This is a genomic window from Deltaproteobacteria bacterium (assembly GCA_016931625.1).
Lineage (GTDB): Bacteria > Myxococcota > XYA12-FULL-58-9 > XYA12-FULL-58-9 > JAFGEK01 > JAFGEK01.
The window spans coordinates 12,036-37,238 of sequence record JAFGEK010000150.1 but is presented as its reverse complement, the minus strand read 5'-3'; the positions used below and the strand labels follow the sequence as shown (position 1 = coordinate 37,238).

23 protein-coding genes are annotated in these 25,203 nt (G+C 38.8%); 9 read left to right on the top strand and 14 right to left on the bottom strand.

Annotation, left to right across the window (positions count from 1 at the left end; all coding sequences use genetic code 11):
- Positions 1-16 precede the first annotated feature (16 nt).
- The 3 genes from JW841_12810 to JW841_12800 form a co-directional block, all read right to left on the bottom strand.
- The gene (locus tag JW841_12810; protein MBN1961818.1) at positions 17-559 is read right to left on the bottom strand and encodes a nitroreductase family protein; all 543 of its coding nucleotides are present in this window, start codon (positions 557-559) and stop codon (positions 17-19) included.
- Between the two features lie 586 nt (positions 560-1,145).
- Complete coding sequence (locus JW841_12805; GenBank protein MBN1961817.1) at positions 1,146-2,267, bottom strand: hypothetical protein; 1,122 nt, start codon at positions 2,265-2,267, stop codon at positions 1,146-1,148.
- Positions 2,268-2,292: 25 nt separating this feature from the next.
- Positions 2,293-3,102, bottom strand: a complete 810-nt coding sequence (locus JW841_12800; protein MBN1961816.1) for a hypothetical protein — start codon at positions 3,100-3,102, stop codon at positions 2,293-2,295.
- Positions 3,103-3,456: 354 nt separating this feature from the next.
- Between JW841_12800 and JW841_12795 the strand changes: the two genes are divergently transcribed.
- A complete protein-coding gene (locus JW841_12795) occupies positions 3,457-3,654 on the top strand; it encodes a hypothetical protein (GenBank protein ID MBN1961815.1) in 198 nt (65 codons plus the stop codon).
- The gene (locus tag JW841_12790; GenBank protein MBN1961814.1) at positions 3,609-3,839 is read left to right on the top strand and encodes a hypothetical protein; all 231 of its coding nucleotides are present in this window, start codon (positions 3,609-3,611) and stop codon (positions 3,837-3,839) included. Before JW841_12795 ends, JW841_12790 begins: the two co-directional genes overlap by 46 nt.
- 105 nt (positions 3,840-3,944) lie before the next feature.
- Here JW841_12790 and JW841_12785 read toward each other — a convergent pair whose 3' ends face one another.
- Genes JW841_12785 through JW841_12765 form a run of 5 tightly spaced genes read right to left on the bottom strand, consistent with a single transcriptional unit; the run spans position 3,945 to position 9,839 of the window.
- On the bottom strand, positions 3,945-6,734 hold the full coding sequence (locus JW841_12785; protein MBN1961813.1) for a TonB-dependent receptor: 2,790 nt from the start codon (positions 6,732-6,734) through the stop codon (positions 3,945-3,947).
- A gap of 17 nt (positions 6,735-6,751) precedes the next feature.
- The gene (locus JW841_12780) at positions 6,752-7,708 is read right to left on the bottom strand and encodes a hypothetical protein (GenBank protein MBN1961812.1); all 957 of its coding nucleotides are present in this window, start codon (positions 7,706-7,708) and stop codon (positions 6,752-6,754) included.
- Between the two features lie 8 nt (positions 7,709-7,716).
- Entirely contained in the window at positions 7,717-8,685 is a 969-nt protein-coding gene (locus JW841_12775; protein MBN1961811.1) for an energy transducer TonB, read from the bottom strand.
- Positions 8,686-8,721: 36 nt separating this feature from the next.
- Positions 8,722-9,156, bottom strand: a complete 435-nt coding sequence (locus tag JW841_12770) for a biopolymer transporter ExbD (protein MBN1961810.1) — start codon at positions 9,154-9,156, stop codon at positions 8,722-8,724.
- Between the two features lie 47 nt (positions 9,157-9,203).
- On the bottom strand, positions 9,204-9,839 hold the full coding sequence (locus JW841_12765) for a MotA/TolQ/ExbB proton channel family protein (GenBank protein ID MBN1961809.1): 636 nt from the start codon (positions 9,837-9,839) through the stop codon (positions 9,204-9,206).
- A gap of 566 nt (positions 9,840-10,405) precedes the next feature.
- Here JW841_12765 and rplC point away from each other — a divergent pair.
- Together rplC and JW841_12755 are read left to right on the top strand one after the other, a co-directional pair.
- On the top strand, positions 10,406-11,092 hold the full coding sequence (rplC, locus tag JW841_12760; protein ID MBN1961808.1) for a 50S ribosomal protein L3: 687 nt from the start codon (positions 10,406-10,408) through the stop codon (positions 11,090-11,092).
- A gap of 31 nt (positions 11,093-11,123) precedes the next feature.
- Positions 11,124-12,071 (top strand): RluA family pseudouridine synthase, encoded by a 948-nt coding sequence (locus tag JW841_12755; GenBank protein ID MBN1961807.1) that lies wholly within the window; start codon positions 11,124-11,126, stop codon positions 12,069-12,071.
- Between the two features lie 163 nt (positions 12,072-12,234).
- Here JW841_12755 and JW841_12750 read toward each other — a convergent pair whose 3' ends face one another.
- Both JW841_12750 and JW841_12745 read right to left on the bottom strand, forming a co-directional pair.
- Positions 12,235-13,368: an FHA domain-containing protein gene (locus tag JW841_12750; GenBank protein MBN1961806.1), complete on the bottom strand. Its 1,134-nt coding sequence runs from the start codon at positions 13,366-13,368 to the stop codon at positions 12,235-12,237.
- Positions 13,369-13,396: 28 nt separating this feature from the next.
- Positions 13,397-14,413 carry a tetratricopeptide repeat protein gene (locus JW841_12745; GenBank protein ID MBN1961805.1) on the bottom strand — a complete coding sequence of 339 codons (1,017 nt, stop codon included), beginning with the start codon at positions 14,411-14,413 and terminating at the stop codon, positions 13,397-13,399.
- A gap of 371 nt (positions 14,414-14,784) precedes the next feature.
- On the opposite strand from JW841_12745, the gene JW841_12740 reads away from it, so the two are divergent.
- Positions 14,785-15,480, top strand: a complete 696-nt coding sequence (locus tag JW841_12740) for a hypothetical protein (GenBank protein ID MBN1961804.1) — start codon at positions 14,785-14,787, stop codon at positions 15,478-15,480.
- Positions 15,481-15,490: 10 nt separating this feature from the next.
- Positions 15,491-16,156: a hypothetical protein gene (locus JW841_12735; protein ID MBN1961803.1), complete on the top strand. Its 666-nt coding sequence runs from the start codon at positions 15,491-15,493 to the stop codon at positions 16,154-16,156.
- Between the two features lie 2 nt (positions 16,157-16,158).
- On the opposite strand, the gene JW841_12730 is transcribed toward JW841_12735, so the two are convergent.
- Together JW841_12730 and JW841_12725 are read right to left on the bottom strand one after the other, a co-directional pair.
- On the bottom strand, positions 16,159-17,643 hold the full coding sequence (locus JW841_12730; protein MBN1961802.1) for a serine/threonine protein kinase: 1,485 nt from the start codon (positions 17,641-17,643) through the stop codon (positions 16,159-16,161).
- 155 nt (positions 17,644-17,798) lie between these two features.
- Positions 17,799-18,491 carry a PilZ domain-containing protein gene (locus JW841_12725; protein ID MBN1961801.1) on the bottom strand — a complete coding sequence of 231 codons (693 nt, stop codon included), beginning with the start codon at positions 18,489-18,491 and terminating at the stop codon, positions 17,799-17,801.
- 250 nt (positions 18,492-18,741) lie between these two features.
- On the opposite strand from JW841_12725, the gene JW841_12720 reads away from it, so the two are divergent.
- The 3 genes from JW841_12720 to JW841_12710 all read left to right on the top strand — a co-directional run bounded on the left by JW841_12720 (position 18,742) and on the right by JW841_12710 (position 21,332).
- On the top strand, positions 18,742-20,664 hold the full coding sequence (locus JW841_12720; GenBank protein ID MBN1961800.1) for a potassium transporter Kup: 1,923 nt from the start codon (positions 18,742-18,744) through the stop codon (positions 20,662-20,664).
- Positions 20,665-20,925: 261 nt separating this feature from the next.
- The gene (locus JW841_12715) at positions 20,926-21,129 is read left to right on the top strand and encodes a type II toxin-antitoxin system HicB family antitoxin (protein ID MBN1961799.1); all 204 of its coding nucleotides are present in this window, start codon (positions 20,926-20,928) and stop codon (positions 21,127-21,129) included.
- Positions 21,126-21,332 carry a type II toxin-antitoxin system HicA family toxin gene (locus JW841_12710; protein ID MBN1961798.1) on the top strand — a complete coding sequence of 69 codons (207 nt, stop codon included), beginning with the start codon at positions 21,126-21,128 and terminating at the stop codon, positions 21,330-21,332. The genes JW841_12715 and JW841_12710 overlap by 4 nt, the downstream gene beginning before the upstream one ends.
- A 177-nt stretch (positions 21,333-21,509) precedes the next feature.
- Here JW841_12710 and JW841_12705 read toward each other — a convergent pair whose 3' ends face one another.
- Positions 21,510-22,106: a hypothetical protein gene (locus JW841_12705; protein ID MBN1961797.1), complete on the bottom strand. Its 597-nt coding sequence runs from the start codon at positions 22,104-22,106 to the stop codon at positions 21,510-21,512.
- A gap of 724 nt (positions 22,107-22,830) precedes the next feature.
- On the bottom strand, positions 22,831-24,909 hold the full coding sequence (locus JW841_12700; GenBank protein ID MBN1961796.1) for an elongation factor G: 2,079 nt from the start codon (positions 24,907-24,909) through the stop codon (positions 22,831-22,833).
- Between the last annotated feature and the right edge of the window lie 294 nt (positions 24,910-25,203).

Here is a 25,203-nt window from a genome sequence, read left to right as displayed (position 1 = left end):
GTATATTATAATACTTTTACCAATGTTCCCAATGTATATATTGCTTATTATAGCGGCTTCTCGCAGGTTTTTTCTCTGCTGGATAACCGACAGCGATACATGAAATTGGAATAATACCTTCTGGTAAATTTAAGGTTTTACTAACATGAGCTATTCTATCTTCACGTGGATGTACGCCCAACCAAACTGCACCTAAACCCATAGCATGTGCAGCAAGTAGTAAATTTTCAATTGCGGCAGAACAATCTTGAATTAAATAACTTATATGTTGGGTATGCGCAGATGCAATTTCACCACATACAGCAAAACCGACACTTGCATTAGCTAACATTTTACCATGAGGCAATCCAGAAGCGACTGCTGCTTTTTGTTCTGGTGTGCGCAACACCACAAAACGCCAAGGGTCTGTTGCTACTGCTGAAGGTGCGCACATAGCTGCATCAAGCATTGCTCGTATTTGCTCTTCTGATACCTCTCGTTCTTGATATGAACGAATACTTCGGCGAGATATAAATAATTCAATAGCTTCGTTAATTGTTTTAGTGCTCTTGATGTTCATTATTAATCCTTAAAAGGTGATCAAATACTTCATTGTCTTTTTTCAAAATTATAATAATTACCCAATTCAACAAAATCTCCAATATCCATCTGGGATCATCCACTATAAATCTCTAATATTTTTTCTATTTCTGGGCTTTCAAATAAAATAAACATGGGAGCCACTTGCAAAAATACCATAATAACCTTTTCATCGTCACCATCGCAAACGCGGGGGTCCATAACATATTGTTTTTACATAACATTCCTGGATTCCCACTTTCGCGGGAATGACATTATTTTTAGTATAATTGTTAAGATTATCGTATATTTTTAATATTATCGAGTTTTGCAAGTGGCTCATGGTATCCTTAATTATTGTTGAAAACAATCTCATTTATAAATATGCCATAACAAACGCGCGCTATTCTAAAATTTCAAAAATTGCCAATTTGCATCATATTCGGTTTTAAGCTTTGCTCTTTCCACGGATAGATACACTTAAATGATAATACAAAAACAACTACCGATTGGCATAAAAAAATTCAACATGCTGTATTAGCATACAACACGTGGGTGCAACAAAAGCATTACTGCAAAAATAAAAATTACGGTTTGGTCTTTCCAAATGATAACTTCAGGCCAGTATTCACTAAAAATTCATTATTCACTCGAAAACCAAGGTCTTTCGCATTAATATTTTCTGAATTGCTTATCTCCCTATTACCACTTCTAACAGTAACGTTTCTTTCAACTTTACCATCACCTGAAAAAACTCCCATAAGATTCAAATTATAAGCGGCACTAAATACTAAAGATACATTTTCGTTTAACTTAACCTCAGCACCTAACCCTAATGAAGGTTTAATATTATAGCCAAAATAATTTGATTCAGCCTTGGTTGCCAGAAGAGAATATTCGCTGGTTGGATCATATGTAACATCATTAGAATATTGATCCCAAACAAAACCAGTAAAAAGCTCACCCTCTAAACCGAAACGCCAATTACCCTTTGTTGCTTTAAATTCTATTTGTCCGCCAACAAGGACAGAATTACGCACACCGTTTTCTTCTCTTTTAGTATCAGAAGGATTTAAATCGTGAAAGCGCCCTTTTATATCGGGCTTTTGAAAGTTATATTCTAAACCAAATTTATAATTACGTATTCGTGTGTCATTTGGGCCAACCGGAGTTCTATCATAATAAATTTTTCCAGAAAACCCAGCACCATTTTTTACAGTAAAATCTTTATCATTATTCTTAGAGTCACCATTAAAGGCCACACCTGCTCTAACTTCTACTGTTCTATTGCCTGGATCCTGTGTTTTTGCTTTTCCAGCAAACCACTTATTATTACCGATATAAATATGTTTACCGTCTGCTTTTTCAATATCTACATACAGCTTGCCTTTTTTATTTAATTTTGGTGTTACACTCGTTGCATCTTGATTAGCTTGTAATAAAATATATAATTTTTTAGTATCATTATTGTTTAAGCTATATTCTTTATTTTCAACCTTTAACTTTAATGGCTTTACAACGATAATCTTTGTCTCTAATTTTGTGGCATGGCCTCTAGCTGCTCTCTGCTCAACAACATAAGATCCATTTTTCAGTAAATCTATGAGTTCTCCTGCTGTATATGTAGCTTTATCGTTTTTGATAACTGTACTTGCTGGTAGAGTCGTAACCTGTGTTAGCGATGGTGTTAGTGAAGTTGGCTGACCCATTGTTATCTCCTAAAAATTTTAGATTTTATAATTTCTCATCTTTTAATTCTTTAATTTTTATATCAAATCGCTCATCAATTACTTTGTGTCTATTTATTATAATTTTACCATTTTGATATGCTTTTAAAGCATTGGCATTTTGCCCTAGTTTTTCGTATACCTGCCCAATTAGCCAGGCAACTTCGCTATTGTCACGTGTTCGTGGTGCTAATTTCTCAATCACAGGTATAAGTTCTTGCTCTTTATCCTGCATCGCTAAAGAATATGCTAATGCAGCTAAAATTTTCATATCATCTTTTACAAATTTTAATGCCTTTTTAACCACAGTCTCTGCTTCTTCATATCGCTTCATACTTAGCAATAAATTTGCCGCAAATTCGCGGTATTCTACAGTTGTGTCGTTACGCTTGGCCAAACTAAGTAGTTGTTCAATAGCTCTATTTGCGTTCTTTAGATAATTAAGATTGGCAGATATTACCAACATTGCAAGCGAGTCGTCATTATTAATATGTTTTTCGATTTCAGCAACAGCATCAGCGATTGCTTGAGTATTTCCTGCTTGCTCCCACAGCATGAATTGCATTTGCAGCGCTTGAACACATAAGCTGTCAATTGAGAGTACTTTATTTAGAATAACTTCAGCTTCTTCGAATTTTTGCTCGCGCAATGCGACCATGGCCATACGCCATAAAATCTCAACACTCTTTGAAGCTTGAGAATATTCGGCCTCTTGCAGCATTGTTTCTAAAATATGCCGACACTTAGCTAGATCACCATTATTATAAAATACGCTGGCGTGTACCATTCTTGGGTCTTTATCTAGCTTTAATGACATCGTAATCTAGACCGAATCCTTTTATATATTATCGCTAACTAGTCAAATTGGTTGCTAAATATATAAAAACTAGATCTTGTTACTGCTTATTTTTTTTAACATTTATATATCTTAAGCAAATTATACTATGGCTTTTTACAATTTATTTGTTTTTTCTGGTTTTTTATCGTTTATCTAACTTATTTTGGTATTTTTAAGTATTTTATCTATTCTATTATTTAGCGCATTGCGCTTTTCGTCTACATATCATTAATTCTTTTCATCCTAGATAAATTAGCAAGGAAGGCTGCGATGAACATCACCGATAACACCCCTTATGGTTTAAAGTTATTCATTCCATACTATTTATTCCTAATGGCTATAGTTTCTACTTCTTGTGGCGATAATGAAAAAACTCCTATTGGTCCCTCTGCTAGTTTTACTATTTCTCCGCTTTGCGATTTAGTACCCGCAGTTGAACTAATAAATACGTCTCAAGCTCATGATGGTGTTTTGACTCTTAGTGTTTGGAGTTTTTCTGTCTCTTCTATGCTAACAGTAATATTACAATAGATGGTACTAGCGCAACAGCCCATATTAACATTACTAATAATTCTACTTATAATGATGCTTTAGTTGCATTCAACCTCGACATTATTTTACCAACTGGTCTGCCTTGGGCATCCGATATCGATGCTGGTCAACATGTAATTCAACAAGGCAAAACTGTCGATGTATTCTCTGTGATTTCTATATAGTGTGGCGATTATTGCACGTTGCTAACTGATGCTATTATTGCACCACATATTATATCTACTTACTGGTATGATAATTCACAGCAATAATAGGCAGCATCTAATAGTCTACATCTCAGCTCGAATGCCAAAAACTGGTATTATTGGCAAACCACCTGTTGGTTTATGTTGAGTATAATTATAATTATCTGACATCATTTCTGGATTCGTACGATTATATGCGTTTTGTAAATCTAAAAATACGTTTAACAACCATTTATCAAAAACCCAATGTTTATCTATACGCACATCAAGTTGATGAAAATCGCCTAAGCGTTTATTGTTTATTTCACCAACAACTGGTCTATAAGCATCTTCATCACTTACAAAAACGCCTTTATTAAAGGGAATATACGTCATTCCTGTAGTATATTGCCAACGAATACCTATTTCCCAATTTCTTGGTAATTTATAACTAGCAACCAAAGTTAAAATATGCGTCTGATCAATATCAAATAATCTATACGTCTTAGCACCGGGGTCGAGACGCTCTGAGCGTGATAATGTATAAGAAACCCAGCCAAATAAATTATGCGATAATTCTTTTCGCACCATTAAATCAACACCATAAGCGCGGCCTTTGGCTTCGTTTGAATATATTTTTGGTACAACTTTTCCGTTACGCTCAGCAACACCACTCGCACGCCCCGCAAGATTATCCATTTTATTATAAAACCCGTTTACATCAATAGATAGCATTGCTAGCACTTGCCATTCAAATCCGACCGAATTATGAATTGAACGTTCAGTTTTTAGATCAGGGTTACCATAAGCTTCATCAGTTTGATCTGGTGATGCGGTCTGATGATAGATACCGCTTGCTGCTTTAGCAACTATTTTATCAGTTATATTATAGCGAATTGTTAAACGTGGGTCCGCTGTTAGTTGATTTGGCTGATCGAAATAATCTAACCGCACCCCTGGTACTATGAGCAAATCATCTACAGGTTTCCATTCTAATTCAACAAACAGCGCTGGATTATGTAGCCAGTCATTTTTATAGTTTGTAGAAAGAGGTGTGTCACCACTATAATAATACATTGGATCGCCTTCTTGTAGTGGTCCGCCGCCTGCAGATCTTACTGAACCATTAATTTGTACTATCTGGTAATCTACACCAATGCTTGCTGCTAGATTATCATTACAAATCAATCGCAATCTCTCTCGCAACTGAATAGTTATCACATCAATATCATAACGAAACTGTTCGCCTTGATACATTTTATTAATATCTTTACCTATCGCTAATTGCAATTCATTATCTATAGTAGCATCAGGCTTATAATCATAACGTAAAATTCCCCGATAAAAGCGACTGTCAAAACCCGCACGACCACTCATCGCTGCTGGGTCCATATCATCACTTGGAGTTTTAGAAATTACTTTCATACTGTCATCTGAGCTAAAAATAAATGCTGAGAATTTATGTGCTGGCGATGGTCGAAAATTATAAGCTAATTGCCAATCATAATAGCGTGGAGCAGTTGAAAATGTCGTAGTAGCATCATCTGGTATCATAAAATCAAGTACAGCATCAATATAGCTGCGTCGCAAACCCAATACTAGGGTACCATTATCACTAATAGGTGTTTCAACATAACTACTAGCGTCTGCTAAATTTAACTCAAGATAACCATGAGTTCTTTCGGGTTTTACATCTGTTAATTTAATATCAATTACTCCACCAATACCACGACCATAATAAACTGGGAAATTGCCAGGATAAAAATCAAGACTATCAATCAAATTAGTTGGCAGAACACTACGCAATGCGAAAAAATGAAATATCATTGGTACTTCAATACCACCTATAGCAGCACGCGAATCTTCATACGATGCCCCACGTGAAATAATAATTCCTAATCCATAAGGCATTCGCGCTACGCTAGGTAAACTTTTTACCACACTTATGGGGTCACCAAAGGTACCAGGTACTCTATCGATTTCATGGGCAGTAATAGTTTGACGTACGACTTCTTTGCGTGGACGTTTTGCTGCAACAAAAACATCGTATGGGTTATCACTAGTGCGTTCAATATAATATTTAACTTCAAGTTTTTCACCTGCCACAATATTTTCACTAGTTTGCAAAGGATAATAACCTTCTGCTTCAATAATTATTATTAATTCTCCCACTGGCAAATCAAAAAACTCAAAACGACCTTCTTTATTACTCATCGTCTCAAAGCCTGTATCTAGCTTACTCGGACGTACCATTACTCTAATACCGGCAAGAGGGGTTCGCTTGCCACGTTCTACTAATTTTCCTGTAAAATTAGCTACAGGCTCTTTTTCTATTTGTTTTACTTCTTCTGGCACTGCTAAAGTAAAGCCATACTTATAAGTGATACGTACAGCAATTGGTTCTTCACCTACCTGCGCAGGTTCAAATTCAAATTGCTTGGCAGCTTCTATTGCTGCTTCTTCAAATCCATAACCAATATATTCTGTTGGCTGTACTACCTCAACCTTTGTAACCTTCCCATTTTTATCTATTTCAAGATCTAACAAAACTACTGCCTCTATTTTTTCTGCTAATGCCTTTTCAGGATATTTGGCTTCAAAGTATTTTATTTGTACTGGTAATTTAGTTATTTCTGCTTCATTGTCTACCGTTGCATTATTCGCAGCTGCAGTTTCTTCTGGCTTAATCGGTCCTTCAAGATTAGACTCGTCAGATTCAACTATCTTATCTTCATTTTTTTCGGTTAATGCTTTATCATTTTGTTCAGTTGCAATTTCTGAGGTTTCTTTTGTATTAATCTCTTCTGATGTTTGCGCCATACTATTAGTTGTACAAGCTATAGCTACAACAAAAACAAACCAAACATTTGCTCTTTTATACTTAATGTTTCTCATCGTATATTAAACCTTTCTTATTGCTCAACTGTGAATGAACGTTGCAGCCAGCCTACTCCACCACGCTCATCGCGAAGCACTAGATATAGAGGAATAATGCTTGATTTTATTTCACTTGCTGGCGGTATTTCCCACTCGTTAGCGGTTAAAACATCATATCCTAATTCATTCTCAACAAAGTTGGTGCGCATAAATTTTGTTTCGCCAACTCCAATAAACCAGGTAAGAATTAGCCCTTCTTTTGAAAGGTAAGGATCCTTACCGCTAGCAGTAAAGCTTCGTATAAACATTTCAGAGCTTTCTTCAGGCACATCTGCGTATAATTTATATTTAGTATCTTCTCGCAAGGCTGGCACGTCGTTTTCATCCACTGCGATTGCCTCATCATGAGGAGTGTTTTTAATACCAAAACTAACGCCATCAATACGGGGATTAGTGTTTACCGGACCATCTTGTGATAATGCTAGATTTACTTCTTTAAATGCACGAATTTGATGACCATCAATATCCACATTCAATTCAATAGATATCGGATATCCTTGGTCACAATTTGGCATTGCCGTGTTCGCCAACATATCACCAGGATTCATACACAACTGTGCCAACATTTCTGGCGCTAACATGTGATTAAATGTAATAGTTGGTGTATTGCCCAAACTATAGCCTAATGGTTCACCTTCATAGCCAAACGATATCAATAAACTATTTAGTTGTTCTTGCGAAGTTGAGCATTGCCAGCTCTGCGTAGGCCCAGCTCGCAGCGGACACCAAGACCAACTATAGCTAATATTGGCATCTTCTGGCGCATAAATAAGTGTATCTATTATCGTGCTCTCACCAATAGCTACAGTTGATGGCTCAGCACGAATTGCCAATAGTCGCGGGCCTTGTAAAAAATTGTATTTATCAAAATCACTAGTGCAACCATAAAGACTAGCACACACCAATATACTTAGTAGCAATTTTATCTGCATTTATAACCTCATGCATCAGTAAGTCTAAAACGTACTGTATAAGTGATTACGTCAGCTACCGGCTCACCTTCATAAGTAGCAGCAGCCCAACTATCTATCTTTGCGGCCTTAACAGCAGCCTTATCAAACTCATCGAATCCAGAGCTTTTAATAATTTTGACCTGAGTGACTCGCCCATTGGCATCAATATTGATACGCAGTACTACATCACCCTCGATACCCTGAGCTTTTAAAACTGGTGGATAAGATGGTTTAGTTTCTTTTATTTTTTTAGGTGGCTTAATAGTTACTCCCGCTTTTGCTATACGCATTGAAACACGGTTCTTTTGCGCAGGCAGCTTAGAAACACTATTTGGATCTTCAGCATGCTTTGCTGTTGTGCCCATACGTGTATTACCAACTGCAAAACTTGGTCCTCCACTCCCGGCAACTGTTGACTCCATGCTCAAACCAACAATACGACGTGGTGCTGCTCTAGGTGGCGGCGTTGGTGTTTTAGGTTCATTAATAGGATCAGGTGGTGGCTCTTGCTGCTTTACTGGTTCAACTTTCTTGACTTGGGGTTTTGGTTTTGCTTTCAAACGAGTTAGTGGTTTATCCATTTTTGGCTTTTCTAATGTTTCTAATGGATCTTTATTCTTATCAATAGATTGTATAATTATATGCTCACGCTCGATTTGTGGTGTTTTATAATTGCCAATTACACCCGCTACTGCAAATGCCACGGCCAACAAAGCAACATGCGCTACAATGCCGCCAGCAATTAATACTATTAAACTTGCTACTTTTGCAGCCTTACTATTTTGCCGACGACGTAATGGATCAAAATTACGAACTTCTTCGCTAATTGCATGTTTGACTTTATTTTGTACACGACGACGTCGTAAATGGCGTAGTTCAATATTACGATTTCTTCTTGTTGATTTAATAAGTATCGGCACAACGTTCAATGCTTGCATGCTTGTATTGTGTGTCATAACTTCACCTCCAATATTATTTTTTATATGCTTGCATTAATTGTTGTTAGCACCGCCGCTATGCTTTCGCTCGACGTTGAGCGCAAACGCTTTTACTCCACCTTGCTTAACAATATCGATTACGTTAATCACCTTGCCGTAAGCACAGCCTTGATCAGCAGCAATCACCGCTTGTAACTCTGGATTGTTTTGTGCTTGTTGGCGAACTTCTTGGGCAAGATTTTCAATATCGGTTTCATCACCATTTAAAAATAGTTTGGACTCTGAAGTAACAACTACATTTAATGTCGAAGTAATAGCTTCACCTGCGGCCGCTGCTCGCGGCAGTTTAACTTCAAAGCTCGCCTTAATAATCGCAGCTGAGGTAAGCATAAAAATTATTAGCAACACCAAAACTATATCAACAAATGGTATGATATTTATACTGGCGATAGGCTCATCATTATCAACATTAGTATCTAAAGCGGCCATGTATGACTCCTTGTAAAAAAACCGGCAACTACTAACTATTTAATCAACTATTCAGATTTAAGCTGGGATAAAAGCACGCGAGACAATAGATTGGCGTTATTCGCAGCGTTCTTTACTTTTGCCTTAAATACATTAAATGCAATTACCGCTGGGATAGCCACAAGCAAACCTACAGCCGTTGCGATTAATGCCTCGGCAATACCTGCCATCACCATGTTTGAAGCTTCTGCCATGTTGGTAGATAAATCATGAAAGGCACGAATTATACCTAGTACGGTGCCGAATAGACCAATAAAGGGTGCATTAGATGCAATAGTTGCTAAAAAATTAAGGCGTTTCTCATAGCGTTCACGCTCTTTAGGGGTGGCTCCTGATAATAATTCTTCTACTGCATCAGGGCCTTTGTCATGTTCGCGCAAACCAAATAAAACGATATTCGTTTCTAAGCTATCACGTGAGCGTAATACTGCTGCAGCACCCGCATAATCGCCCTTAGTCAGAGCATTGCTAAATTCATCTCTTATCTCATCAATATTAATACGATGGCGGCGATAAAACCACAGGCGTTCAATCATTACCGCTACTGAAAATAATGATAATATCAATAGCAACCATAACACCCATTCAGCCTGAAAAATCGGTAATGTGGTAATAGTGGCAATAAGTCCGGTTGATGTACCCATAATAAATATTTCTCCAAGTAGTGATAATACGGCGATTCACTCTATGAATGCCGTGTCACTAGCTTGAACACCGGATATGGGATTTTGTGTTACTTTTTTTATTATGTAGATAATTTTTTCTCGTTAGTATTATTATTTTGATAGGCGCTATAGATTAAAAGAATTAATATTGCTGCAGCACCCACTGGTGGATTTGCAGCTAAAAGCAAGTATAACAGATAAGCGCTTCCTGCGGTTAACCCCACTAACCCAAATCCAAAAATTAATTTATCAACATTTTCACTTGCAGAATTACTAACTAAAGGTTCATGTGCGATTTGTTGACTACTTACTAAACTTGTTTGCGGGTAGTTAGCAGTCCTATCCTGAATCGCCTTATGAATCGTTACCTCGAATAATTTTGATTAACGAGATAATACTACGATTCTTTTTTCCTCATGATCTTGACATCTTACCTCTACTTGCCATAACTAGCGCACCTACTTTGCCTGCGTTTGTTTAGCAGGCCAGGACCTACCATGGGGTTTCGCCTCCAATGCGCGTCCTGATACCATTAGGAGTTACAAATGACTTGTCACAAAGAGCGAAAACTCGGTTTACTTGGTAAAAAACTCGGCATGACCCGCTTCTTCGCTGAAGACGGTACCTCAATCGGTGTCACTGTTATCGAACTAGGCCCTTGTTTAGTACTCAATAAACGCAGCAAGGCCAAAGGCGAAAACGGTCGTAGCGATGGTTATAGTGCTTTGCGTCTTGGTTTTGCACAAAAACTAGAGCGTAAGGTATCAAAAACCGAAGAGGGCACACTCAAAAAAGTTGGTGGTAAAGAAAAAGCGCGCTCTTACATTCGTGAAATGCGGGTTGACGATGCCACCGCGGGTAAATTCGAAGTCGGTCAAGAAATCACCATAAAAGATGCCGAATTTAAAACTGGCGAATATGTTGATATCACTGGCACGAGCAAAGGTGCTGGTTTTCAAGGTGTTTTTGCGCGCTATAATTTTTCTGGCTCAAACGCCAGCCATGGTTCGCACGAATATTTTCGTCATGGTGGTTCTATCGGTAATCGTAAGTGGCCTGGTCGCGTTATGAAAGGCCGCAAAATGCCTGGTCATCAAGGCAATAAAAAAATTACCACCCAAAACGTCAAGCTGGTTGCTATTCGCGAAGAAGACAACGTTATTTTATTGCGCGGTTCAGTGCCTGGGCCTAAAAACGGTTATGTTATCGTTCGCCCTGCTATTAAAGGTTAGCTAACTAGCTACTACAAAGGCGATCTAAAGTTTGCTGCCTGATCGCATCATTATTGACGAAAACAATCACGGTCGTCGCCTCGATTCACTAGTTCGCCAATTTTTGCCAGGTATATCACTTGGCACCATTATGAAATGGCTACGCCGTGGCACAATTCGGGTTAACGGGCATAAACAAAAACCTAATACTCGCCTAACTATCGGCGATACTATTACTTTACCTACTGGTGTCGTTAATGAAATTTCACTGCCTAGTACGTCATTACCTAAGCCTAATATTATTTTCGAAGATGATGACCTGTTGATTATTGAAAAACCTACTGGTCTTGCGGTTCATTCTGGTACTTCACATCACCAAGATTCTGTCATGGCTCGGGTTTCTTTATATCTTGGCGCTACCGCTACAAAACCAGGTTTAAAACCAGGTCTAGTACAACGACTCGATCGCGATGTTTCTGGATTACTTGTAGTTGGAAAGAATGCGGCAGTACTACGAATACTAACTAATGCTGTGCAAAACGATACCATTGATAAACATTACCAATCTCTGGTTTATGGTAATATTGCTGATGACATAGGTAATATTAATATTCCATTGCAACGCCAGATAAATGCTACGGCTAGACAGCCACGTATGGTTGCATCAGATGCTCAAAATGCGATGCCTACAAGCACAGATTATTTTGTACTATGTCGTTACCAAACAGCAACTCTACTTAATATACGTATTCACACTGGATTGCAGCATCAGATACGTGCGCATATGCTTGCCATTGGCCATCCAATAGTCGGTGACCAGCGTTATAAAGACAATAATCAAAAAAATCTCATTTTTGATGGTCAGAAACTCAATCGTCCTTTTTTGCATGCAGCCGAACTGTCATTTTCACACCCCCGTACTAAACAAATGTTGCGTTTTGTTTCTCCGCTACCTACTGAACTAAAAAAAATTCTTAAGTTCTTTAAATGCCCAGTTTAAACTCGCCTTACTTAAAGATCAACAGTCGGCCATTACATAAAAATGTAGATTTAAAGAACAGAAAACAGAAAATTAGGAATTTTAAGTGAGCTTATTCGAAAAGAGTGTCTAATATGTTTATCTAACCATAGTCCGTACCGAAACTGTTAAGAAGAGTGGTTAATTAAAACACTAAAAATACCAGCAACACTAAAATAGTTATTAGTAAAACCGCACCAAAACCAATAATAAGCCACTCAGTAGGAAATTTGCTCTTATTCGACTGTAATAGTTCAGGATCAATCATTGATGAAAGATCAGGATTACTCGCAAATGCATCTTCTAAACTATCTGATTGTTCAGAAAAATCTTGAATAACTTCCCCTTCGGTTGCTTCTGAGCCATCAACGTTTTCACCTTCACCTTCTGCTTTTGCCTCATTTGAAACATTATCTTCAGAAGATTCAGCATTAACTACTTCCTCACCCTCAGCTTCGCTACTTTGTTCTGTTTCAGTTGGAGCTCCAATATGTGGCGGGTCATCGTCAGTCATCATAGAATCGTTAATCTCAAACCCCGGAACATCTTTTAATGCATCAAGCAAGCCAGCATCTGGATCAATGAATATTAACTTTACTGGTCCAATAATGATTTCATCTTTATCTTTAAGCCGGCGTGGTTTTTGAATCAGTTTTTCGTTAATAACCACACCATTTTTAGAGCCGAGATCAATGATGCTGTAACCACTCCAATCTTTTTTTATTTCAGCATGACGACGCGAAACGTTTGGATCATCGATAACAAATTCACATTCTTTTGAACGACCTATTGTCCAAGTGGTTACAGTACCAGCAAGTACAAAACGAGCACCTTCATCCGGCCCGGAAAGAATTCGCAAATATGGTCGTTCGCTTTGCTCGTCTCCGAGCATACTTAAAATACCTTGAACTGCTTTTGAAGCTATAGATTGTGTACCTTGATCTTGCTCAGGTTCTTGTGGTTTTTCGATCTCTTCTATGGTGGCGGTAATTCTAGCACGAGTGAGCTCAATTAAATCGCCACTGTGCATTATTTTTTTTTCACCTTTTTCAACACGCTTGCCATTTAGCATAGTTCCATGTGTCGAACCCAGATCTTCAATAATATATAAATCATCGGTAAGACTAATACGTGCATGTTGTCGTGAAATTGTTGATAAAGGTATCTGAAAATCTGCTGAAGAATCACGGCCAATAATAATCGAATGCGCTGATGACTCGTGAGTTAAGGCACGAGGTGATTGGCCGTCCATTTCAATAAGCGCGGTTAATCTAATCACTTAATGCCAAAGCCTCAATGATTGTCTATTAATTATTAAGCGTACCGAAATGCAGTGATTGAACTCGTTTAATGCACCAAGCTTTTTCAGCCGCTAGCGGTTCATCTCGTAGCAAATCTACAAACTTTTGGCAGTAACTAATTGTCTCTTCTTTCTGATAATTTCGATCAAATAATCGTGCTAAGCGATAATATACAATTTTATAATCTGGTTTCAGACGCAAAACATTGAAATACTCACTACGCGCTGCGTCATACTGTTTTTTATCTTCCCAAATTGTACCGAGCTTATAGTGCAATTCAGGATCGCCTGGATTATCACGAATTTTTTTCAGTAAACGATCGATTGCACTATCTTGTTTGCCCAAACAGTCCATTGCCGCAGTCAAATTTTTACGTGCCTCAAGATAATCAGGTTTAATAGCTAGTGCCGAAACAAAGCTATTATAAGCATCTTGACAACGACTTAATTGCAGTTGGGAATAACCAAGATTGTAAAATCCATGCGGATCATCTGGGCAAATTTGTATTAGTTTTTCAAAATGCGCACGAGCATCAGCCCAATCTTTTTTATTTAACGACAAAACGCCTAACCCCATACGACAATCACAGGCGTTTGGCTGTAATTCAAGGCAGCGCATATATTGATCACGAGCTTCATCATAGCGTTCTTGATACAATAAAGTTAAACCAAGGTTTACTCGTGCATTCACATAGCCAGGATCGATTTCAAGAGCCACACGAAATTCTTCTTCAGCCTGACCATATTCGCGCATTTCATTCATCATTACTGCGCCAACGTTATTATGCGCTTCAGCAAAATCATTGCGGTATGCTAAAGCACGCTTAAAATACTGAACTGCAAGTTCAAGATGCCCGCGGTGATATTCAACTAATCCACGGCAATTCCATGCTTCAGCATATTTTGGTGCAAATTCAATTGCGAGTTTAGCACGAGCTTCTGCTTCGGCTAACTTGCCTTCAGTAACATATTGAGAACAAAAACTGGCGTTATCTATAGCTTCTTTCGGAATAACGTTCTGCACACAAAAAGCACATGCCGTTGGAGTGAACAATAATGCTATAGTTCCGAGTAGGCGAACTGGCCGCCGGTAAAAATTGATAATCAGCTTAACTTTATGACATATGAAATAGAACATTCTCATAGCAACACCATTGACGTACTTAAGATGTGTAATTATTTTGTTGTAGGTCTAGGCTTGGGGCCCTGTCAATCTCGGTTTGTCCTGATTTTTATGCTTTTTTGTCTCTAAGTGAGAAACTTCCTATTAAATAATATGTTAGGCAAGATTAACTGCTACCAACAAAAATCATCAGATCGTGACCAAATCACCTTAGTTCGTCAACCACCCCGTTAATGTTTGACTTTTTGTGTCGCTAGGTTTAGCAAAAAGTAATGCAACGACAATTATTAAATTTAATACTCAGTTTGATTGTTTTATTGCCGAATTTGGCTTTGGCACAATATAAAAATTCTTCTTTTGGCCTTGATGCAGGCTACTGGCTTATCACCAAGCCAAGTGCTGTAGATCCATCAACTAAAACCTATTATAACTCTAATGATAGTATGCCACTGCGTCTGCAAGGCGGTATCCGTGTTGGTGGTGAATCAAATTTTAAACTTGACGACGATCACTTTTGGTTTACTGGTCGTATTAATGTTGGCTTTTTGCAATTTCCTAGTGGCAACACTGCAGGTAGTTTAGATGAAGTATTTGACGCCGCTGCTAATAAAAGTATGGGCACCATTTTGGGTATCGAAGGCCAAGTAGGTGTGCGTTATATATTTTTAACTGATCGTGTTCGCCCATACTTACAAGGCACCCTCTCATATATGCGACTAATGAGTTTTAGTAGCGATGCCTCCAATTCTTGTTCAGCTGATGCGACACTTTGTGGCGGTGCGAATAACCAAGATATATTTCTTGCTCATCCTAATGTTGGCGGGGTGCACTTACAACCAGGTTTTGAACTAATTATTAAGCGCGATATGGCTATCCATATTTATATAGATGTGCAGCGTTGGTTAATTTTCAATGCTAGCGATAACAACTCAGTAGTAGGCGGAATCGGTCTACTATTCTTTACTTAATTATTTTATAATGCAAACTAAACTATGTCGGCTGTTTTGGTTTATACCTTTTACCTGTATTGCATGCGGCTATACTGATAGCGGTAGTGGGACTCGCACACTATTAGTACAAGCTCGTGCTCAATATGCTGTCAGTGGTGGAAATCAAACAAATGTGACTGTTAGTGTTGCTGATCGGGATGGAACTGAAATTACCGATGCAACTGTTGAAATTACTGATGGTAAAAACGGACAACGTTATAGTATTCCGCATCAAAATAACGGTCTTTACTACATAAATATTGAAAATTATCGTCGTCGCCTGCGCCTGCATGTACGATCTGGCGACAATGAATTATCTGCAAAACTTGAAGGCCCTGGTCCACATGTAATTGACTATCCAAAAGCAGGAGCTATTCGCCGATCACGTTTAGGAAACAAATTTAAAGTCGAATGGTCTACCGAAGATGGTATTAGAGCTGACGAAGTAGAAATTAGTCTTCGCCATGGTCCTGAGGTTAATTCTAAAGATGATTCTGGTTTTAATGACGATATATCAATGTCACAATTAACCGAGACTGGTGACTATCGCCTAAACCTAACGCGTTTAAATCGTATCAATTTAGGTGGTGGCGTTGATAACTCTACTTTCACCATTAGCTACAGTGTTAATACAGAATTTGCTATTATTGAATAAAACTATTCAACAGTAATAACACCACGTTTAAGATCAGCATTAATCCAAATTTGTCTACCACTAATTATTTTAACTTCAGTAACTAAATTTTTATGCGCCCCAATGACTTCAATATGATGATGCCCTGGGGAAACTTTTTTGTTATGTAATTCTTGCTTTTTTACCAGTTGGCCGTCTACTAAAACCTTAGCTTTGGCATTGATTCTAAATTTTAGTACTCCATCTCTTATTGGCGTAATGGAAACCTCAACATCAGTATTACTATTGTTTTCATGCAATTGATCAGAATTATAAGTTCCATGTAGACGCGCTAAAATGATACGCCATTTGCCAGATAAAGCCAGCGCTACACTACTAATTAGCAGCATTATTATGCTTATTGATAACAAGATATGTCGATGACGGTGCCGCCGCGATTCCCAACCATGTGGTCGATTACGGGCAGCTTCAATAAAGTCCGACATATGCGAACTTTGTTGCCCATCGGGATCTACTTTTTCTAATCGTTTGCGTAATGCAGTCACATGCCCACTGTCTTCAGCCTCTTCTGCAACGGCGAGTTCTCCCAGTATACGCCTAGCGGCTCTTTGTCTTGCAGACTCAGCATACACACCCGCGTTACGCATATAATTTGCAAGTTCTTCGCGAATATCACCAACTCCGTATGAATCTAATACAATTTTGAGCTGCTTGCGTACTGCTGAAATTTTGGGTCGCTCTTTTGGGCGAGCGGCTAAACAACGACGCAGGCAATCCCATAAAATATCACTTACCTGTGGATTATAGTCACGTATGTCAGGAACCACACCACGTTGGATATTATCATGTAGCTCAAGAGGTGTTGCAGCAGCGAAAGGTAGCTCGCCGGTAACTATATTATAAAGACAAGCACCAAGTGCAAAAATATCAGTAAATGCACCTAAAGCCTTACTGCGTAATAATTCAGGCGACATAAAACCAGGAGTGCCAACGATATCAGTGTTATCAGCCGATTGACTAACCACTGAATTGTCTCGAACTGCTTTTACGATACCAAAATCTGTAAGTACTACCCTACCATCTTTATTAATAAATACATTTTCAGGCTTAAGGTCACGATGAATAATACCAATGTCATGCATATATGATAGTGCTAAACACAATTCATAGCCGATAACGGCTGTTGCTGGTTCTGGTAGAGGACCGTTATTTTGTAATAAAATAAATAAGTCTTCACCATGAAGACGTTCCATTACATAATACAGAGGCTCTGTATACACACCTGAATAATCATAGATTTCAATAATGTTTGGGTGACGTAAAGCTGCAATAGCACAAACCTCACGATGAAAACGCTCGCGAATTTTCTTATCTGCGACTTGCATCACTACTTTTAAAGCAACTTCACGCTCAAGTTTGGTATCCCAAGCATTATACACACGGCCAGTTCCACCATGTCCGAGGAGACCTAAAAGTTCATAGCGATCTATGCGTTGGTTAGAAGACACGTTGATAATCTCTATCTACATGGTGCTTATGCGTTTTCTTGAATATTAAATTAGAGGGTGTCCCTAATAATACGCTTCATATCAATTATTGTAGATTATTCTATGCACTAATGGTTTTTATTTATCAAATTAAACATGCTTAATTAAACACTGCGTTATATACTTAAAATTTGCGAAAGTTGTTGCTGGGTCCATGGTTGAGACATTGTTATATCATAAGGTGCTTTTTCATAAGAATTGATTGAAACATCATTTTTAAGCAAAAGTACTTTTTTTACATGTGGATATTCTTCAGCAATAAACTCAAACAATCCATTTTCACTGCTAGTAGGTTTTGAAATTGTTGCAAAAACCATAGTAAGACTACTACCACTTGCAAGTAACCATTCAATTGCATCTAGCAGTGTTGTAACCGCCACTGCCGAACAATAAAATTTATATAAATCATGCACTAAAATGCGGCATGTATCGATAGATTCACTTATTATTAAGGCATTGTTTAAACTATGAGACATCTCGGATAAAGCCCACAATGTTGCTGCTTCAGAATCAATAACATGAGTTGTTTCACCTTTAAACATTATTCCATAGGTATTCTCAGGTTGGCCTTGACGAACGATTGTACCATTAAGCACAAAGGGTAATTGGTCTGGCAAACGCATAACTAATTGAATTTCTTCGCCAATATGCAATAACGGCGCATCGCAAATAAATGCACCATTTGCTGATATATTTTCTACCATGCAGGGTTTAGATACTCCATCTTCACCCCTCAGCAAGCCCGCAACTGATATCGAAAATCTTGGGTAGCGTCTCTGTTTATCGAAATTCTGGATAGACTGAACCATCAATAAACTCCTTATTAGAATATTATGCATAATTTGTACCTTTTATCTTAATGTCACTCCCTGTAGATTTTTATCTTATATCTCAATAATTTACATGGTGCTTACATGGTGCCAGACACCAAAAATTACTAATAATTATTGTAATTTTGAGAATTAAAACTGAGAATTCTATACCCAGAGTTTAGTTATCTCTTACTCTTTTTAGCGCATAAGGATTGTCTAATGGACTATATAGAAGTAAAGCGGGGGCATGGATGAATCATCTGATATAGCTGCCCACTCAGAGCCAGGCGACTCGTCCCATAGCTCAAATCCTCGTGGTCGAGAATTAGCAGCCCTTTCATTAGCTTCTTTGGGTGTGGTTTATGGTGATATTGGCACTAGCCCATTGTATGCAATACGCGAATGTTTTAGTGGTCACTCGGCAATGGCTCCTACAACTGAAAATGTTTTAGGGGTACTTTCGGTTCTGATTTGGTCATTAACCATAATTGTTTCTGGTAAATATGTAATTTATATTCTTCGCGCCGATAATCGTGGTGAAGGGGGCATTCTTGCTCTTATGGCCTTGGCGCTATCAAAAGTACGTAATAAATCATGGCTTAAAACTGGGATAATTGCATTAGGATTAGCTGGTGCTGCTCTACTTTATGGTGATGGTGCCATAACCCCGGCTATTTCCGTATTAAGCGCGGTCGAAGGTTTAGAGGTTACCGCACCAGGATTAAGTCACTATATTGTCCCAATTACATTACTAATTCTTGCTGTTTTATTTGCAGTACAGTATCGCGGCACCGGTAAGGTTGGTTCGATTTTTGGCCCTATAACCCTCTTATGGTTTTTTGCTATTGGGAGCGCCGGAATTGTAGGTATAGTTCATCAACCACAGGTGCTTTTAGCGCTTAATCCAATCTATGCTATTAAATTCTTTGTAACCGGGCATTCTGGTAGTTTTGTGGTACTTGGTGCTATTGTTTTAGCACTTACTGGAGCTGAAGCACTATATACCGATATGGGTCATTTCGGGCGTAAACCCATTCATTTAACTTGGTTCTCTTTAGTAAAGCCAGCATTAATACTAAACTATCTTGGTCAAGGGGCTTTGCTTTTAGGCGACCCTAACGCTGCTGTAAATCCCTTTTATTATCTATTTCCAACGAATTTACGCTTGCCCATGGTAGTATTAGCTTCAGCAGCAACAGTGATTGCATCGCAAGCCTTAATCTCTGGTGTTTACTCACTTACGCTGCAGGCTAGTATGTTAGGTTATTGGCCTCGAATCAATTTCCGCCACACTTCGGGCAGCCAGCGTGGGCAAATATATGTACCTGCGGCTAACTGGATACTCTTTCTTGCCACTTCAACATTAGTAATCGCGTTTGCGTCTTCTGCAAGTTTGGCAGGTGCTTATGGCATTGCCGTAACCGGAACAATGGTTATTACTACATTATTAGCTTTTGTTGTCACTTGGCGTGTTTGGAAATGGAAATTAAGTATAGCTTCAATAATTACTATTTTTTTGCTTGTTCCAGGTCTTATCTTTTTCTTTGCTAGCAGTTTAAAAATCCCCCATGGCGGTTGGGTGCCTATAGCAATTGCCATATTATTATTATTGTTGATGACTACTTGGAAAAAGGGACGAAACTTACTTGGCGCTAGATTGCGTGAAGGAATGGTCAATGTCTCTGACTTTCATGAATTAATGCGTCTTGAACGTCCTGCACGGGTGCCAGGCACTGCGGTTTTTATGACAGCAACGGCCGCAGGAATGCCACCAGCGCTGATTCGCAATTTTGAACATAATCGAGTAGTGCATCAACAAAATGTCTTGTTAACCGTGCAAACAGTTGAGGAAGCAAAAGTTACTGAAACAGAGCGTATTATTACCCAAGAACTAGGTGAAGGCTTTTCACGTTTAGAAGCTAGATATGGTTTTACAGAAGAGCCTAATATTCCAAAACTCTTGGCAAGCGCTAATTTGCCTGGGGTCGATATGCATTATGTCACCTATTTCTTTGGTCGCGAAATCTTGCTTGCTGACAATAACAAAGGCATGCGTCGTTGGCGAAAACGTTTATTTACTGCTATGGCTCGTTTATCAGAACGTGCTACCGCTTTCTTTCACATTCCCCCGAATAGCGTTGTTGAAATTGGCGCTCATGTAGATCTATAAAAAACTCCCGCTACAATTACTCTTTAAGGCGCTGACTTGTAGTCTCAAAGGGGGATGTCATTATCTCGAGCGTAGCGAGGGATCTCTCCCTGTATATTGAAAATATAAAATTTCTCCCTACGGTCGAAATGACAAACATTTTACATTTCCGCCAATATATTTTAAGAAAAATTTAAACATTTGTTGTATAATTAAGGATAAAATTAAATAAAATATTAGGCAAAAGGATATATTTTTAATAATTAAAAGGAGTTTTACATCATGAAATTAAAAGTTGTGATACACGAAGCTGAAGAAGGTGGATTCTGGGCAGAAGTACCCTCTATACCTGGTTGTATGACTCAAGGTGATTCTTATAAAGAATTAATTGAAAACCTCTACGATGCAATAGAGGGATGCTTATCGATAGATATTGATCAAAGCAAGATAACACCCAAAGATACTATAATGGAGCTTGCCGTTTGAAAAGCGTATCAGGAAAAAAATTCTGCAAGTTACTTGAGATAAAAGGTTGGCAGTGTGCACGTGTTACCGAAAGTCACCACATTTATATAAAGCGAGGTAATACTACGCGATTATCTGTGCCTGTTCACGGCAATAAAGATATAAAGACAGGTTTACTACATGCATTGATGAAAATGGCTGATATTGAAGAAATTGAATTATGAGGTTTCTAGGGGTCAATATTCTCAGTTTTTTGCACAGAGTAGCTCTTACTCCAGCCAAATAATTAAAATAATACTGCCAATAATCCCTGAGGTGCCTTATGGCCTTTAACTCGAAGCAATATTTTCTTCGATAGTCTTCTTGGCATTAATAGCTTTAATATGCGTAAGCTATCTTGCTTAACGTTTATTTTCAAAAGAACGCGTAAAAAGACTATTAATAGCATCTCTGCCAGATGGTTCAAGAAAACGTGTACCAGTGCCAGTAAAACGACTCTTGGTTATAGTTGGTGGATCGATTTGTTTCCAAACGCTATCTTGCCAGGTAAACCAGCATGACTTGCTTTGATCAAATACAAAAACTGGCTTATGCCAATGTTTAGCTAGCTCAACGGCCCATCCAGTACCGCCTTTTACTGTGTTATCTTCGTTGATTAAACCAACAGAAAAGACTTCGCCAGCAGTGCTAACTTGATGCCATATTGATTGTAGTACTTTACGAAACAGTGGTGTCGCTGGATAAGTACGATGCATATACTTTTTAAGATAAGCATCACTTACATCACCCAAGCGTAATTCTTCTTCACAAAGTTCAACAAGACCACGAGTGCGCTCACTCTTGCGACCAGCAAATGAAAAAGTTTCTTCGGCAATACCAGCACGTTCAGCACAAATCCCAAACTCAACCTCCGCACCAACTGCGCCACCTGATAATAATGTGTGACTCTCAACTGGTACTTTAGTTTCACGCTTAACCGGAATTTCAACAAAGCGCATAGTATCAGGATGCATCTCGAGCTGTACCTGTGCAACCTCGAGGTTATCGTGATCTTTAATCAATCGCAGACTAATATTGCTGCCGTTTGGTTCGAGAAAAATTGCGCAATCAACCAGATCTTTCACATCGCCTATTAATAAAGGTAATGGTTGACCAGGACCACCAACATAACCACGTGGGGTAGTCATGGTCATCCACAACTCGGCATTTATACGTTTGGCGATTACTTTAAATGCAGCAATGTCATTAGCTAAGTTCTGATGAGACCAGTTATAACCATCAATTAAAATTGCAGCAGGTTTAATGCCAACATAGTTAGTGGCAAAATCTAAAGCTGATTCAAGTTGTTCAGGGGTAAAATATTTACCTAAAGCAAATGATTTAATAGCTCGACGACGCATTACCGCATCACGAACTTCATTAGCATCGACAAGTGACTCTTCATGCGCCATTTCATCAAACAACGCCTCGTAAAATGCCATTACATGTTTAATTGTTTGATCTAAGGCAACATGCAAAACATCACGTTCACGCATTAGATCATCTAGCCCGATTTGCACAAGCGCTGGAGTTTTACCAACACCATGACGAGCCAAAACTAAACCTAAATTGCCTTTACCTAAACCACCGTGAATCGACTTTTCGAGAATTCGCAATGGGCTATGTGCATTTACTTCTTTGCGATACATTATAACTTGCTCCTGTTATTTTTCTTAGCGCTTTTTACGCTTTAAGTTTTTCTTGCGCCTTCTCGATTAAATCATCGGCGATATTCTGTGGTACTTGAAGATAACGCGCAAATTCCATGGTGAACTCCGCCTTACCTTGGGTAGAAGAACGCAGCGTGGTCGAATAACCAAACATTTCGGCTAAAGGCACTTCAGCTTCAATGCGAGCCATGCCAGAATCTTCTTGCGAACCAATAATCATGGCACGTCTTTGCATTAAAGTAGCCAAAACTGCACCAGAGTAATCCGTTGGGCTTTCAACGACAACCCGCATTATCGGTTCAAGAATCTTGGGTTTGGCTTTTTCGTAAACTGACCGCCATGCACCACGGGCTGCCTCTTGAAACGCAATATCTGAAGAATCGACCGCATGGCTAGCGCCATCGTTAACGCAAACACGAATATTCACTACCGGAAAGCCAAGTTTATCACCCTTGGCCAACATTGAGCGAAAGCCCTTTTCAACTGAACTAATGTATTGACGCGGAATGGCACCACCAGTAATATCATCAACATACTCAAATTCAGCATCGGCATTAGGTTCAATATAACCAGCGACACGACCATATTGGCCAGCACCACCTGATTGCTTACGATGAGTATAATCGAATTGAGCTTGCTGTGAGATAGTCTCACGATAAGCCACCTGCGGTGGAGATACTTCGACAGTGGCGCTATATTCACGTTTCATACGCTCGACATAAACATCGAGATGTAATTCGCCCATACCACGAATAATTGTCTCACCTGATTCTTCATCGACACCAACACGGAAGGTTGGATCTTCACGAGTGAAGCGACGCAAAGCTTTTGCCATATTTACTTCGCTCTTGTTATCAATCGGTTTAATCGACAACGAAATAACCGGCTCAGGCACATGCATTGAAGTCATGGCAACTTTTAATTTGCCGTCAGTGAAAGTATCGCCTGAATTACACTCAATACCAAACATTGCAACAATATCACCGGCCCCTGCTGCATTGATATCTTCCATCTCATCAGAATGCATTCGTACTAAGCGTCCAACTTTATGCTTTTTGCCGGTACGTATATTAGTGATGAAATCATCACGCTTGATTGCGCCTTGATAAACTCGCAAATAAGTTAGCTGCCCGTAGCGACCATCTTCAAGCTTGAATGCTAAGGCCACTGTGGGCTTATTAATGTCGATATCTAAAATAACTTTCTCTTCATCACGCTCAAGATCAACAGCTTCATTTGTAACTTCAGTGGGATCGGGCAGGTAGTAAGTTACAGCATCGAGTAACTTTTGCACCGCTTTATTCTTATATGCCGAACCCATCAACACTGGAGTCAGCTTAAATTCAATAGTACCTTTGCGAATAGCTTGATGAATTAATTCAGAAGTTACGCTGTCTTCAAGAATAGCTTCGGTCAATTCATCTGAAAACATTGAAGCCGCATCAAGCATCTCTTCGCGTGCTTTCTTTGCATCAGCAACCATTTCTTCGGGGATTGGTCCTTCTTGAATATCCTCGCCGTTATCCCCAAGAAAGCGGTAAGCTTTCATCTCGATAAGGTCAATAATACCTTCGAAATTTTCAGCGATACCAATTGGTAGCTGTAATAGCACCGGATTATGACCAAGCTTATCACGTAACTGATCATGAACCCGCAGAGGGTTAGCACCAGTACGATCGCATTTGTTCACAAACGCAATGCGTGGTACGCGATAGCGACGCATTTGGCGATCAACTGTGAGAGATTGGCTTTGCACGCCTGCGACAGCACACAAAATTAAAATAGCGCCGTCAAGCACTCTTAATGAACGTTCAACCTCAATGGTAAAATCAACGTGTCCTGGAGTATCTATAATATTAAAGTGATACCCTTTCCATTCACAATGGGTTGCCGCACTTGCGATGGTAATGCCACGCTCGCGCTCGAGTTCCATCGAGTCCATCTTAGCGCCAACGCCATCTTTACCTCTAACTTCATGAATTGCATGAATACGCTGTGTATAATATAAAACACGCTCAGTTAGCGTTGTTTTACCACTATCAATGTGCGCTGAAATACCAATATTGCGCAACTTACTAAAATCTTCGTACACTTAAAAACCTCCAACCTGGACTTGCCTTTTTATATCTCGCGCGCGCGCCATTAAAGGAAGTTTTTTCCCTTGTTCAATGTGAAAACGCACACAAGATAAAAATTTCTTTTATTCATCACATAATTGACTACATAACCATTTAATCAGGTTGTTCCTGAAAAAACTTTAAAATTAAAATTGTGTAATGGTAATCGCGGTGTCATCATATTTGAAATATTGTTACACCTTATTGCTACTACCTGTAATACACCATGTACCACTTACAAAAAACGAATTATAACATACTTTTTTTAA